The sequence below is a fragment of the Massilia sp. WG5 genome (genome assembly GCF_001412595.2).
GTDB lineage: Bacteria > Pseudomonadota > Gammaproteobacteria > Burkholderiales > Burkholderiaceae_D > Telluria.
Genome location: NZ_CP012640.2, coordinates 3,747,018 through 3,760,318, shown reverse-complemented (window position 1 = coordinate 3,760,318; position 13,301 = coordinate 3,747,018). Strand labels below are relative to the sequence as shown.

The window sequence follows — 13,301 nt, the reverse complement described above, 5'->3', positions numbered from 1 at the left end:
TCATGGAAATCCGCCCCATCTTTTCCGCGCTGATGCGCAACAAGACCGGCCCGATCCTGGTGGCGCTGCAGGTCGCGCTCAGCCTGGCCATCCTGGCGAATGCGCTGCACATCGTGAACGAGAGGCGCGGCCTGGCCGCGCGCCCCTCGGGCATGCTTGATGAGCACGCGGTATTCCGCATCGAAGTGCGCACCCTCAGCAACGAGACGCCGGAACAGCAGCTGGCCGACATCAAGCGCCAGACCGAGGTGCTGCGCGCCGTCGGCGGCGTGGCCTCGGTGGCCCAGGTCAGCCAGATGCCGATGTCGACCAGCGGCAGCAATACCTCGCTGGCGCTGGACCCGCGCCAGAACAAGGAAAGCACGGTCGGCTCGATCTACGTGTCGGGCGACTCGCTGATCAAGACCTTCGGCCTGAAATTGGTCGAAGGGCGCGACTTCCTGGCGCCGGAACTGGTCGACGTCAACGAAGCCACCGAGAACGTCTATCCGCCGGGCGTGATCATCACCAGGCCGCTGGCCGAGAAGCTGTGGCCGGGCGCCAGCGCGATCGGCAAGACCATGTACTTCGGCACCGGGGCCGATGCCCAGCCCACCCGCATCCTCGGCGTGGTCGAGAACCTGATCAGCGCGCATGCCGAGTTCAAGGAGCGCGCCATGTATTCGGTGATCATTCCGCAGCGCGCCTACGGCGGCGGCCGCGGCACGATGTATGCGGTGCGCGCCGAACCCGGCCAGCGCGACCGCGTGATGAAGGAAACGGAAGCCGCGCTGCGCAAATCCTCGCCCCTGCCCCTGATCCTGGAGCTGACCTCGACCGACGAGGACCGCAGCAACAAATACCGCAGCAGCGTGACGGTGCAGTGGATGCTGATCACCGTCAGCCTGCTGCTGCTGGTGGTGACTTGCTGCGGCATCGTCGGCATGGCCAGCCTGTGGGTCACCCAGCGCCGCAAGCAGATCGGCGTGCGCCGCGCGCTGGGGGCGCGCAAGTTCGACATCCTGCGCTACTTCATCGCCGAGAACTTCATGATCACCAGCGCCGGCGTGTTCGGCGGCGTGGCCCTGGGGCTGGCCCTGAACCAGCTCCTGGTCAGCAAGCTGGAGATGGCGCGCCTGCCGGGCGGCTACCTGATCGCCGGCGCGGTGGTGTTCTGGCTGCTGGGCATCCTGGCCTCCTACGGGCCGGCCTGGCGCGCAGCCAGCATTTCGCCGGCCACGGCCACCCGCAGCGTGTAAACCCGGTGGTATGCTAGCAACCATGCCTATGCCTACCGTACTGATCATTGACGACAACGCCGCCGTCGGCGTCGCCCTGGACGTGCTGTTCTCGCTGCACGACATCGCGGCGCTGCACGCGGCCTCGCCCGAAGAAGGCCTCGAGCTGCTGGCGCGCCAGCCGGTCGACCTGGTGATCCAGGACATGAACTTCACCGCCGACACCACCTCGGGCGAGGAAGGCGTGGCGCTGTTCCGCGAGATCAGGCGGCGCCACCCGGACCTGCCGGTGATCCTGCTGACGGCCTGGACCCACCTGGACGCCGCGGTCGACCTGGTCAAGGCCGGCGCGGCGGACTACCTGTCCAAGCCGTGGAACGACGACCGCCTGCTGGCGACGGTCACCAACCTGGTCGAACTGGGCCAGGCCAACCGCGCCCTGAACCAGCGCCTGCAGCGCGAGCACCGCGCGCGCCGCGAACTGGAACAGAACTACGACCTGCGCGGCCTGGTGTGGGCCGATCCGGCCACCGAGCGCGTTCTGAACCTGGCCTGCCAGGTGGCGCGCGCCGACGTGCCGGTGCTGATCACGGGGCCGAACGGCACCGGCAAGGAACGCATCGCCGAGATCATCCAGGCCAATTCGCTGGCCCGCAACGGGCCCTTCGTGGTGCTCAACTGCGGCGCCCTGCCTTCCGAGCTGATCGAAGCCGAGCTGTTCGGCGCCGACGCCGGCGCCTACACCGGCGCCTCGAAGGCGCGCGAAGGCAAGTTCGAGGCGGCCGACGGCGGCACCCTGTTCCTCGACGAGATCGGCAACCTGCCGCTGGCCGGCCAGATGAAGCTGCTGCGCGTGCTCGAGACCGGCCGCTTCGAGCGCCTTGGCTCGAACCGCGAACGCCAGGTGAAGGTGCGCGTGGTCAGCGCCACGAATGCCGACCTGCAGGCCATGATCCGCCTGGGGACCTTCCGCGAAGACCTGTTCTATCGCCTCAACGTGATCGAGCTGAAGCTGCCGCCGCTGGCGTCCCGCCCCGGCGACATCCTGCCGCTGGCGCAGTCCTTCCTCCCGCCCGGCAAGACCCTGCACCCGAGCGCGGAAAGCGCGCTGCTGGCGCATCCCTGGCCGGGCAATGTGCGCGAATTGAAGAACGTGATGGCGCGCGCCAGCCTGCTGGCGAACGGCGACGTCATCAAGCCGGCCGAACTCGGCCTGCCGGCGCCCGCCGGCAGCGTCCAGGATGCCGAGCCGGACCGCGAAGCCATCGTGCAGGCGCTGGCGCGCGCGGGCGGCGTCATCGCCCAGGCCGCCGCCGACCTCGGCCTGTCGCGCCAGGCGCTGTACCGCCGCATGGAGCGCCTCGGCATCGCGCGCGCTGCATGAGCTTGGTGTGAATCCCGCATGAGTCAGGGGAAGCGCTTCAGGCTCTCGCTCGTCACACGCTGGTCGGCCCTGGTCGGCACGCTGCTGGCGGTCGGGATCCTGATCGCGCTGGCCCTCGACCACCTGCTGCCCGGCCAGCCGCTGGCCGTGCTCGGGATCTGCCTGCTGTGCGTGGTGCCGATCTCCCTGATCACGATCCGCTCGCAGGTCCAGCCGATCCTGTCGCTGTTTCGCGCGTTGGAGGGCACGGTGGCCAGCTACCGCGACGGCGACTTTTCCTTCAGCCTGCACTGGGGCCAGAACGACGAGCTGTCCGACCTGATCGAGGCCCACAACGCGCTCGGCCAGGTGCTGCGCGAACAGCGCCTCGACCTCGCGCAGCGCGAACTACTGCTCGACACCATGGTGCAGAACACGCCGGTGGCCATGCTGCTGGTGGCGGAACTCGCGAATGCGCCGCGCACCATCGTCTACGCCAACCTGGCGGCGCGCCAGCTGCTGTCGGAAGGCCGCAAGCTGGAAGGACACGCGCTGAACGAGGTGCTGGAACATGCGGCGCCCGCCCTGATCGAGGCCCTGGGACGCGGCGGCGACGGCCTGTTCACCGCCGGCGAAGGCGAGATGGAGGAGGTCTATCACCTGGCGCGCCGCAACTTCAGCCTGAACGGCCGCCGCCACGAACTGCTGCTGCTGCGCCAGCTGACCACCGAGCTGCGGCGCCAGGAAGTGCAGACCTGGAAGAAGGTCATCCGCGTCATCAGCCATGAGCTGAACAATTCCCTGGCTCCGCTGGCCTCGCTCGCGCATTCTGGCGCGGAGCTGGTGCGGCGCGGCCAGACCGAGCGCCTGCCGCAGATCCTCGAAACCATCGGCGAGCGCACCCGCCACCTCGAGACCTTCATCCTCGGCTACGCCCGCTTCGCCAAGCTGCCGACGCCGCGCATCGGCGCCGTGCCCTGGGAGTCCCTGGTGACGCGCCTGGCCGGCCAGGTGGCGTTCCGCCTGGTCGGCGAGCTGCCGCCCGAACCCGCCCAGATCGACACCGCCCAGATGGAGCAGGCGCTGCTGAACCTGCTGAAGAACGCCCACGAATCCGGCTCCTGGCCGGATCATGTGGAGCTGCAGATCCGCCGCGTGCAGGACGTGGTCCGCATCGACGTGCTGGACCGCGGCAGCGGCATGAACGACGCCGTGCTGACCAACGCCCTGGTGCCCTTCTACTCCACCAAGCGCAGCGGCACCGGCCTGGGCCTGGCGCTGGCGCGCGAAATCGCCGAGGCGCACGGCGGGCGCATCCTGCTGTCGAACCGCGAAGGGGGCGGATTGGCGGTGACCATGATTTTGCCGGTGGGGCCGGGGGCGGTTTGACGCCGTTCTTGCGCATCCTGTGCAAGAGCGCTGGAATACCGTTAATCGATCATCCGTAAGGAGGCAATAGCATGCGCGCGATATTGCTTTTTTCCGCAATCGTCATCGGCGCCCTGTTCACCCACGCGCACGCCGCCACGCCTTCATTGACGGGCCATTTCGTCGGCTGCGGCCGCGCATGTTACGGGACGCTCGACATCACCGAAAAGGCGATCTCGTGGCATACCGCCTTCAGCAAGTGCAAGGCCCGGCCTTTCCGTCTGGCGGAAGACACGCGGACTGGCGGCAAGCGGCGGCTGACCTTCGAACTCACAGGAAGCGCATCCGCATGCCGCTTCCGGGTGATCTCGCTGATACATGACGACAGCGCCGGCGAGGATACGGGATGGGAGGCGACCGGCTATGCCGACCGGGCCAGCTACCAGGCGGACAAGCGCAGCGCCTACACGCGGGATGCGCCGGACATGATGTCCTGTGCGCTGGTCCGCGATCCTGCACAACAGGGTGGGTCAGAGTAGGGGTCAGAGTCCGGTGTTGCTTCTAAAAGGACTCTGACCCCGGTGTTCAACCCCGGTGTTCAGCCACTAGCGCTGCAACACCCCCGCCGTCGCAATCGCCGCCGCATTCGGCAAGCGCTCCACCTGCCAGCAGGTCTCGATCAGCTTGCGCACCTGGGCCGCCGGCAGGACGGCGTCGGCCAGGTCGGTGAACTTGGCTTCCAGCTGCTGGTCCGTCATCGGCACTTCGACGCTGCCGATCGCATGCTCGATGTGCTTGTGCAGCGTGCGGCCGTCCTTCAGCGTGATCGTCATGTCCACCTGCTCCGGCCTCACCGAGGGGTCGACGATGGCGTTGACGCGGTCGCGCAGCGCGATGACCTGCGGGTCGCGCACCGCGCGGTCGCTGTACTGCTTCTCGCCGGCCGCGCCTTCGATGATCGCCACCGCCACCGAGTGGTAGACGCTGAACTTGCCCTCCAGGCCGATCTGCGGGGTCTTCTTGCCGGTCAGTTCCAGCACCAGCGGATGCACCTTCAGGTCGATGCGCGCGATCTGGTCGGCCGTCAGCCTGTTCTCGTTGCGCAGCTGGATCGCGGCGTCGATCGCCGGATGGATCACGATGCCGCAGGCGAAGGGTTTATAGGTGTTCAGCGCCGCTTCGTAGCGCTGGCCGAGGCCCTCGGTGATCTGGCGGTAGTCCTGCTTGGTGCTGATGGTGTTGGCCCAGCCGCGCTTGGCTTCGATCATGCCTTCCGAGCTGGTGTAGTTCTTCGATGCGAGCAGCGCCGCGAAAATGCCGTTGCTCGCCGCGCGTCCCGGATTGAAGCTCTTGTTCATCGAGCCGAAGGATTCGCGCAGGCCGACCGGCTGCGAGGCGGCCAGGCCCAGCGCCCAGACCATCTGCTGCTCGCTCAGCCCGAGCAGCTTGCCGGCCGCCGCCGCCGCGCCGAACACGCCGGCGGTGCCGGTGATGTGCCAGCCCACGTCGTAGTGGTTCGGGTAGACGGCATTGCCGATCCGGCATTCGGTCTCGATGCCCAGCACCAGGGCGTTCAGGAAGTCCTTGCCGCTCACCGGGTGGTACTCGGACAGCGCCAGGATCGCGGACGCGACCGGGCCGGCCGGGTGGATGATGGTCTTGAGGTGGGTGTCGTCGAAGTCGAAGATGTGGCTGCTGACGCCGTTGAGGAAGGCGGCGTTCATGATGTCGAAGCGTTCCCGGCGCCCCAGCAGGCTGGCCTGGGCCGGGCCCGAGAACGGCGCCAGTGCGGCGACTGCCCTGTCGACCGTCTCGTGGTGCGAGCCGCCCACGGCGACGCCGATCCAGTTCAGCAGCGTGCGCGTACCTTCCTTGCGCACGTTCGCCGGCAGGTCCTCGTAGCGGGCGCCGACGATGTAGCGCGCCAGGGTGCGGGTCACGCCCTGCGCGGCCGGGCCGGATGCCGCCTTGTCGTCGGCGGCGGCAGGCATCGCGAGTGCCGGCGCGATGGCGCCGGCGATCGATGCGGCGGCGCCCGCCCTGAGGAAGTTGCGGCGATTGGTGGTGCTCATGTACGTGGTCTCCATGGATGTTGGTGTGGGTGCTGTGCCGATCCATCATGCATGAGCAGTGTTAATATGTGAATTGCAAAATTCTTTGCGATTAATGCATGTCCAACATGAATCTCGATCTCGGCGATCTGCGCGCCTTCGTCGCGGTCGCCGAGCGCGGCAGCTTTCACGCCGCCGCCAACGACATCCACCTGTCCCAGCCGGCGCTGTCGCGCAGGGTGGCGAAACTCGAAGCCTCGCTCGGCGTCCGGCTGCTCGAGCGCACCACCCGCAAGGTCGAACTGACGACGGTCGGGCGCGACTTCGCACGCAAGGCGCGCGAGCTGCTCTACGGCCTGGACCAGTCGCTGCTGGGCATCGGCGCGATTGCGGAACGCATGAGCGGCGAGGTCACGGTTGCCTGCGTGCCGTCGGCGGTGCGCTACTTCCTGCCGCAGGTACTGCAGCAGTACCACCAGAAGTATCCGCGCATCCTGATCCGGGTGAGCGACGAAGGCGCCGGCGACGTGCTCACCAGCGTGGCGCGCAGCGAAGCCGACTTCGGCATCAACTACATCGGCGCGCACGAGCCGAACATCGAGTTCGAGCCGGTGCTGAAGGAATCCTTCGTGGTCGCCTGCCGCAAGGAGCATCCGCTGGCCAGGCGCAAGAAGGTGACCTGGGCGGAGCTCGACAAATACGATTACATGACCGTCGCAAAGGCCAGCGGCAACCGCTTCCTGCTCGACCTGGCGCTGGCCGACACGCCGGCCCGGCCCCGCTCTTTCTGCGAGGTGCGCCATGTGATGACGGTAGTCAGCCTGGTCGAGGCGGGCCTCGGCATCGCCGCCGTGCCGCAGCTGGCGATGCCGCCGGGCGATCACCCGACCCTGGTCAGCATTCCTTTGGTGGAGCCGGACGTCACCCGCACGGTCGGGCTGATCCGGCGCCGCGGGATCGCGCTGTCGCCCGCGGCGCAGCAGCTGTACGACATGATCAAGGGGTCAGAGTCCGGTGTTGCTTTTTAAGGGACTCTGACCCCGGTGTTCCCGGTGTTCAGCCAGCAGCTTTGGTAAGATCGCGCCATGTCCCCATCGACCGACCCCCGCTTCTCCCAGCCCGGCCATCCTCCCGCCACCATTACCGAATTCGAGGGCGTCCGTTCGCTCCACCTGGGCACCTCTTGGGTGCAGGGTTCGATGCGCCTCAGCAGGCCGGATGCGATCGAACTCGAATACGTGCAGATGATGATGATGTGGATGCTGTTCGTGCAGCAGCCGCGCCGCATCGTGCAGCTAGGCCTGGGCAGCGCCGCGCTCACCAAGTTCTGCCACCAGAAATTCCCGGACGCGCGGGTCACGGCGGCCGAACTGAATCCGAACGTGATCGCCATCTGCCACGCCCACTTCGGCCTGCCGCCGAACGATGCGCGCCTGGATGTACGCGAGATGGACGCCCTCGATTTCGTGATGGATGCGGCCAACCACGGCGCCGTCGACGTGCTGCAGGTCGACCTGTACGACGAGGAAGCGCGCGGCCCGGTGCTCGACACGCCCGAGTTCTACCAGGCCTGCGCCGACTGCCTGGTCGACGGCGGCGTCATGACCGCCAATGTGTTCGGCGACTTCATCAACTACGACAAGAACCTGAAGGCGATGGAGCAGGCCTTCGACGCCGTGGTCTGGCTGCCCGAGGTCCACGACGCCAACATCGTCGTCATCGCCTTCAAGCAGGCGCCGCAGATCGACTTCGCGGTGCTGTACGAACGCGCCGCCGAGATCAAGCGGCGCTACAACCTGCCGGCCAAGAACTGGGTCAATGGCCTGAAGGAGTGGATGCAGGATCACCGGGACTGAGGGCGCGATCAGCGCCGCTCGCGCCACCACAGGCCCAGCATCGCCAGCGCGAACACGAGGCCGAAGGGCCAGGCCGGCAGCGGGCGCGTTGCGCCGCCCACGGCGGGCAGCGGGGTGCGGGCCGCATAGCGCGCGGTGGCGTCGCGGCGCTGGGCGCGCTGCCACAGGGCCCAGTCGCGCTCCGCATACACGTACACCGCGTCATCCAGCGTGCGGTCGCCCCCGGCCTGCGTGCGCAGCTTCAGCCAGCCGGACTGCTTCGGCCACACCGCCGCGCAGGAGGCGTCGACGCGTTCGGAACGGCGCTGCCACGGCAGGCTCAAGGCCAGGTCCGGGAAGGCCAGCGCCGCCGACTTGCGCAGCGCTTCGCCGCGCGCGCATACCTCCAGGCGCCGGTTCGGCAGCGGCAGTTCGTCCGGATCCAGCCAGGCCAGGTCCTCGCTGGTGCGCACGCGCAGGCGGTCGAGCACGTCCTGCCACCACAGCGCCAGCGCGCGCGGCGCCTCGATCGCATGGCGGTGCCAGCCGCCCACGCCCAGCCAGGCGATGCGGCCCCTGTGCCAGTCGCGGGTCCAGAGTCCGTCCTGGCCCTGCCACTCGCCGCTGCGCTCCTGAGCGGGGTTCAGGCCGCCCGCGGCCATCGGCAGGCGCGCGCCAATCGTTTTATCGGCCGGCTGCGGCGCCAAGCGCAGGCCGACGCTGCGCGACCAGACCCCGGGGTCGCCCGCGTTCGCGCCCAGCACCAGCAGCGGCGCGCCGGCGGCCACCCGCGCCAGCAATGCGGTTCTAGCGGCGTCGCCGGCATGTTCGAACCAGGCGGCGTCGACGATCTCCAGGTTCGGCGCCGCCATCTCGGCGCGCGCGCTCTCGCTGCGGCGCAGGTTCTTGCCCAGCTCGACCTGCCAGTCGATCACGGCATTGCTGGCCGCCAGCAGGTCATCCAGCGTGCGCAGGTCAAAGGACGGCGCGCCGAAGCGCCCGCGCACCTGCAGCGGCGACGGCTCGACCACGGTCACCGGCACCGGCCCCTGGTCGACCGGCTTGCCGTCCGCATCGAGCAGGCGCGCCGTCAAGACCAGGCGCTCGGCCAGCGGCGGCAGCCACTGCACCGACAACACGCCCTCTCCCCTGCCCTCGGCCAGCACTTCGCCGTTCTCGGCCAGCAGCTGCAGCCGGCCTGGCGCCCGCCACGAACGCGCCAGCGTCAAGGTGAACATCCGGCCCAGCGCGATCGTGCGCGGAAAGGCCACCCGGACCGTCGGTGTGGCCGGCATGGTCCAGGCCAGCGGCCGTGCCGGCAAATCGTCCCATTCGGCGGCGCGCAGGCCGTCCCCATCCAGCGTCAGTGCGCGCACGCCGTCCAGCGACGCCGGCGGCTTCGAAGCGGACAACGCCAGCGTGGCGCCCGCCTCGCCCGGCAGCGTGAAATTGCCGACCGCGCCCGCGAGTGCGATACCCGCCAGCGCGGCCAGCAGGGCGTCGAACCAGCGCCGGCGTGCGCCATAGGCCAGCATGCCGAGCGCCCCGATCGCCAGGGCGACGAGTGCGAGCGTCGTCATTGCAGTCCTCCCCGCGCGGCGCGCTCGAACGGCGTCTCGACCTTCGGCGTGGCCTGCAGCAGTACCGGCGCCTCATGCACGGCGCCGCGCAGCCAGGCGCGCAGCACCGGGCGGCAAGGCAGGCAGCCGTCGGCCACGTCCTGGATCGCACGCTGCGCCGCCAGGCGCTGTTCGTCGGCGGCGATGCGCTCGCGCACCCAGTCGTGGGCGGTGCGCGTCCACAGGGCCGGCAGTGGGCCGTCGCCGGCCAGCGCCTGCACCAGCGCGCGCAGCTCGGCCGGGATGCCGTCCGGGGCTGCCGACTGCTCGCGCCGGTTGCTGGCGGCGCCCGCCATGTCGCCGGTCATGCGCTTGTCCTCCTTGATCGGCGGCGGCGCGAACGCCGTCTTGTGCAGGTAGATGCGTTCGGATTGCTGCAATTCCTTGATCGCTTCCAGCGCCTTGTGCTCGGGCGGCAGCGCCGTCTTCGGACTAATCGCGCGCAGCGCCTTCTCGGCATCCCACATCGCGCTCAGTGCGCGCCGCAGGACCTTCTTGGTGGCGTCGTCGAACAGGGTCGCGTTCTCGGCCTGGTCGTGGGCGTGCCCGAATTCGTGCAGGACATCCTGCGGTTTTCCGTTGCCGGCGCCATGGTCGTCGTCATGATCGTCCTTGCCGAACAGCGTCGATTCCTCGCCCAGGAACTGGCCGTAGCGGCGCCGCAGCGCGGCCTGGTCGGTGGCGATCGATTCGCTGCGCTCGCGCACGGTGGCCGCATCCATCTTCTTTACGCGCATGTCGCCTACGCGCACGTCGCCTACGCGCATGTCGGCAATCAGCTGTTCGGTGTCGATGATGATCTGGCGCTGGCTGCGCAGGCTTTCGGGCTTGACCATCACCGGCAGCGCCGACACCTGCTCGTCCTCCGCGGCGGGCGGCGCGGGCAGGCGCAGCGTGTAGGTCGGCGACTGCACGGTGTGGGCCTTGGCCGCGTTGTCGGTGGCGCGCACAAAAAAGTACAGCTCGTCGCCCGGCTCCATGCCAAGTTCGCTCACCGCCCAGTTCTTCGACCAGTCGCGCCGGCGCGGGTCATGCCCGGCCGGGATCGGCATCTCGCGGTCGCTGAAACGGATGTTCTCGCCACTGCCGCGCGCCAGGGTCAGGTGCAGGGTCGCCTGTTTTACCTGGTAGTCGTCGCGCACCGAGATCGCCATCGCGGCCTGGGTGGCGTCGCGCGCCAGTTCCTTGATGATCTCGTTCGGCTGGGTTACCACGATCTCCGGCGCGGCGTCCGGCAGTACCTTCAATGTGTAGCGGGCGCCGCGCCAGCGCCAGAAGATCGATTCGGTGGCGGTCCAGCGTGCGCATTGGGCGCCGGCGTGCAGCAGCTGGCCGTCGCTCAGTTCGATCGTCTCGGCGCCGGCGGCCGGATTCTTCAGGCACCATTCGACCACGGTCTGCTCCGGCGCCTGCACATCGCGCGGCGCCGAACTGGATGCCTCCACCCCGGTGTAGCGCGGCGGCGCCAGCTTCACGAGCAGCTCGGGCGCGGCTGCGGCCGGCCTGGCCTTTTGCAGCGCCGGCAGGGCCGCGGCAGCCGGCTGCCCGCCATGCGGCGGCAGCACCGCGCCCCAGGCCAGCGCCGCCAGCGCCAGGCTCCCGGCCAGCCATGGCAGGCCCAGGCGCACGCGTTCGCGCACGATCGCACGCACGCGCGCACCCGTGAGGCTGGCCTTGACGCGTGACAGGAGGCGCTGCCGCTGCAGCTGCGCCAGCGGCGATTCCGCATGCAGCAGCAGGACCGCGCTGTCTTCCAGTTCCGGCACCGCGCCGTCGAGCCAGGCGGTCCAGCCGTGGGCCACCTGGCGCTGCAGGCGCAGTCCATCCCAGGCGCAGAACGCCGACCAGGCCAGCAGGCCGGGGCCGGAGCGCAGCAGCAGCCAGGGCACGGCGCCGGCCAGCCACAGGCCGCCGCGGCGCAGCAGCGCAGCACGCCAGAGACGCGCGAAGATGTCAACGCCGGCGGACATGGGTCAACATCCTTTCGAGAGCAAACAGGACCAGCAGCGCCATCGCCAGCGCGTCACGCAGGGCGCCGCCATCCGGCCCTGCCGGCGCGCCCGCATCGACGACGGGGGCCTGCGGTGGCGCGGTGTAGGGAGCGACGCCGGCATGCAGGCGCTGCCAGGTCTCGAACATCGTGCGCGCGCCGGCGGCGTCGCGCGGCGGCAGCCAGGCGGCGCTCCACAGGCGTCCGCGCGGGCTGTCCAGGTAGTGAAGATCGCCGGCCTGCGGCGCTTTCTGCAGTTCGGGGAAGGCCGTGGTGTCGGCGACCCACCACAGCGGCGCATGCACACCCGGCGGCGGCGGCTCCGGCACATCCCACACCACCAGTCCGGTCTTCGGTCCCGCCTGCGCGTCGACGACATAGCGTTGCGGCCCGCCGGGCGCGGCGAACAGCGTGCGCCATTCCTCGGCGCGGCGGCTGACCACGGCCACATGCTGTTCGGATGACGGGACCGATGCCGCCTGCGGCCGCACCGTGAGGGCATGGCGCAGATGCGGCAGCGCGGCCGGCATGGCGACATCGCCGACCAGCAGCAGGCGCGCCTGCGGCTTGAATTCGCGCTCGTGCTGGTGCAGCCAGCGATAGCCGTCGCGGCCGGGCAAGGCGATGCGGCCGGCGTCCGCCAGGCCTGCCTCGCGTGCCTGCCGGTCGACGAAGGCCGGGTCGGCGCCCGGCGCCACCAGCACGCTGTCGCCGCGCCAGGGCAGTACCGGATCGGCCAGAAAGGCAATCAGGGTGGCCAGCAGCAGGCAGCGCAGGAGAAGCAGGAGCAGATCGCGCCAGCGCCACACGCGCAGCTGCACCGGCATTGACGCCGGCAGGAAGCGCGCCGTCGCCAATGGCGCCGCCTGCGTCTGTTCGCGCTTCTGCCGGTGCCACAGGATCGGCAACAGGAGGACAGGCAGCGCCCACCACCAGAGACTCGCCATCAGCGTCCTCCCCGCGCATTCAGCCTGGTCTGCAGCCAGGAGCGCAGGACCTCGCCCGGCGCGCGTTCGATCGGCGCCGCCGTATAGGGAATGTCATGCGCGCGGCACTGCCGGGCAAGCATCTCGAAATGTTCGCCGCGCTTGCGGGCGTATTCGCTGCGTGCTTCGCGCCCGAAGCGGAACAGCTTGCCATCCCCTTCCGGATCGCGCCAGGCTTGTGCGGCATCGAAATCCGCCGCGATCTCGGCCTCGGTCTGCAGGCACAGGGCGCGCACGTCGTGGCGCATGCCGCGCAGGCGGATCATCGCCTCGGACAGCGGCGACGGCCACTCCAGGAAATCGCCGGCCACGCACACCACGCTGGGCGCGCGCGCAAAATGCAGGCTGGCGCGCAGCACCTCGCTGCCGGGCAGCGTGCCGGCGGCCTCCACGCGCTCGAGCTGGGACAGCACCCGCTGCAGCTGGCGCGGTCCGCGTGAAGCCGGGGTGAAGTGGGCGCGCTCGCCATGACATACGACCAGGCCGAAGGCGTCGCCCTGGCGCTGGGCGATGGCGCCCACGCAGCCCAGCAGCAGGCGTGCATAGCCCAGTTTGTCGAGGCCGGAGATACTGCGGCTCGGTTCGCCCATCGAGGCGGTGGCGTCCAGCACCAGCCAGACCGCGACGTGGCTGTCGCGCTCGGCCTCGCGCACATAGTAGCGGTCGGCGCGCGCCATCAGTTTCCAGTCGACGCGGCGCCACTCGTCGCCGGGCGCATAGGCCCGGTATTCGGAGAATTCGACCCCGGCGCCGCGCTCGCGGCCGGCATGGATGCCGTGCCCGAGCCCCGCCAGCACATGGCGGATCGCGAGCTCGAGTTTTCCCGTGTGCGCCGCCAGCGCGGCGCTTGCGAATACTGCCACTTGGTCAAT

11 protein-coding genes are annotated in these 13,301 nt (G+C 69.6%); 6 read left to right on the top strand and 5 right to left on the bottom strand.

The window, feature by feature from the left end:
* Nucleotides 1-2 precede the first annotated feature (2 nt).
* From AM586_RS16765 to AM586_RS16750, 4 genes are all read left to right on the top strand, one after another.
* Nucleotides 3-1,238 (top strand): ABC transporter permease, encoded by a 1,236-nt coding sequence (locus AM586_RS16765; protein ID WP_052234116.1) that lies wholly within the window; start codon nucleotides 3-5, stop codon nucleotides 1,236-1,238.
* Nucleotides 1,239-1,266: 28 nt separating this feature from the next.
* Complete coding sequence (locus AM586_RS16760; RefSeq protein ID WP_052234117.1) at nucleotides 1,267-2,601, top strand: sigma-54 dependent transcriptional regulator; 1,335 nt, start codon at nucleotides 1,267-1,269, stop codon at nucleotides 2,599-2,601.
* 18 nt (nucleotides 2,602-2,619) lie between these two features.
* Nucleotides 2,620-3,969 (top strand): PAS domain-containing sensor histidine kinase, encoded by a 1,350-nt coding sequence (locus AM586_RS16755; RefSeq protein ID WP_052234118.1) that lies wholly within the window; start codon nucleotides 2,620-2,622, stop codon nucleotides 3,967-3,969.
* A 71-nt stretch (nucleotides 3,970-4,040) separates the two neighbouring features.
* Nucleotides 4,041-4,487, top strand: coding sequence for a hypothetical protein (locus AM586_RS16750; RefSeq protein WP_052234119.1), 447 nt, complete (start codon nucleotides 4,041-4,043; stop codon nucleotides 4,485-4,487).
* Between the two features lie 66 nt (nucleotides 4,488-4,553).
* On the opposite strand, the gene AM586_RS16745 is transcribed toward AM586_RS16750, so the two are convergent.
* On the bottom strand, nucleotides 4,554-6,020 hold the full coding sequence (locus AM586_RS16745) for an MmgE/PrpD family protein (RefSeq protein WP_052234120.1): 1,467 nt from the start codon (nucleotides 6,018-6,020) through the stop codon (nucleotides 4,554-4,556).
* Nucleotides 6,021-6,127: 107 nt separating this feature from the next.
* Between AM586_RS16745 and AM586_RS16740 the strand changes: the two genes are divergently transcribed.
* Nucleotides 6,128-7,027 (top strand): LysR family transcriptional regulator, encoded by a 900-nt coding sequence (locus AM586_RS16740; RefSeq protein ID WP_052234371.1) that lies wholly within the window; start codon nucleotides 6,128-6,130, stop codon nucleotides 7,025-7,027.
* A 57-nt stretch (nucleotides 7,028-7,084) separates the two neighbouring features.
* The gene (locus AM586_RS16735; protein ID WP_052234121.1) at nucleotides 7,085-7,855 is read left to right on the top strand and encodes a spermidine synthase; all 771 of its coding nucleotides are present in this window, start codon (nucleotides 7,085-7,087) and stop codon (nucleotides 7,853-7,855) included.
* 8 nt (nucleotides 7,856-7,863) lie between these two features.
* On the opposite strand, the gene AM586_RS16730 is transcribed toward AM586_RS16735, so the two are convergent.
* From AM586_RS16730 to AM586_RS16715, 4 genes are read right to left on the bottom strand one after another with little or no spacing between them, the layout of a single operon-like run.
* Entirely contained in the window at nucleotides 7,864-9,414 is a 1,551-nt protein-coding gene (locus tag AM586_RS16730; protein WP_052234122.1) for a hypothetical protein, read from the bottom strand.
* On the bottom strand, nucleotides 9,411-11,423 hold the full coding sequence (locus AM586_RS16725) for a DUF4175 family protein (protein WP_052234123.1): 2,013 nt from the start codon (nucleotides 11,421-11,423) through the stop codon (nucleotides 9,411-9,413). Before AM586_RS16725 ends, AM586_RS16730 begins: the two co-directional genes overlap by 4 nt.
* The gene (locus tag AM586_RS16720; RefSeq protein ID WP_052234124.1) at nucleotides 11,407-12,390 is read right to left on the bottom strand and encodes a hypothetical protein; all 984 of its coding nucleotides are present in this window, start codon (nucleotides 12,388-12,390) and stop codon (nucleotides 11,407-11,409) included. Before AM586_RS16720 ends, AM586_RS16725 begins: the two co-directional genes overlap by 17 nt.
* Complete coding sequence (locus tag AM586_RS16715) at nucleotides 12,390-13,292, bottom strand: DUF58 domain-containing protein (protein ID WP_052234125.1); 903 nt, start codon at nucleotides 13,290-13,292, stop codon at nucleotides 12,390-12,392. Before AM586_RS16715 ends, AM586_RS16720 begins: the two co-directional genes overlap by 1 nt.
* Nucleotides 13,293-13,301: the final 9 nt, after the last annotated feature.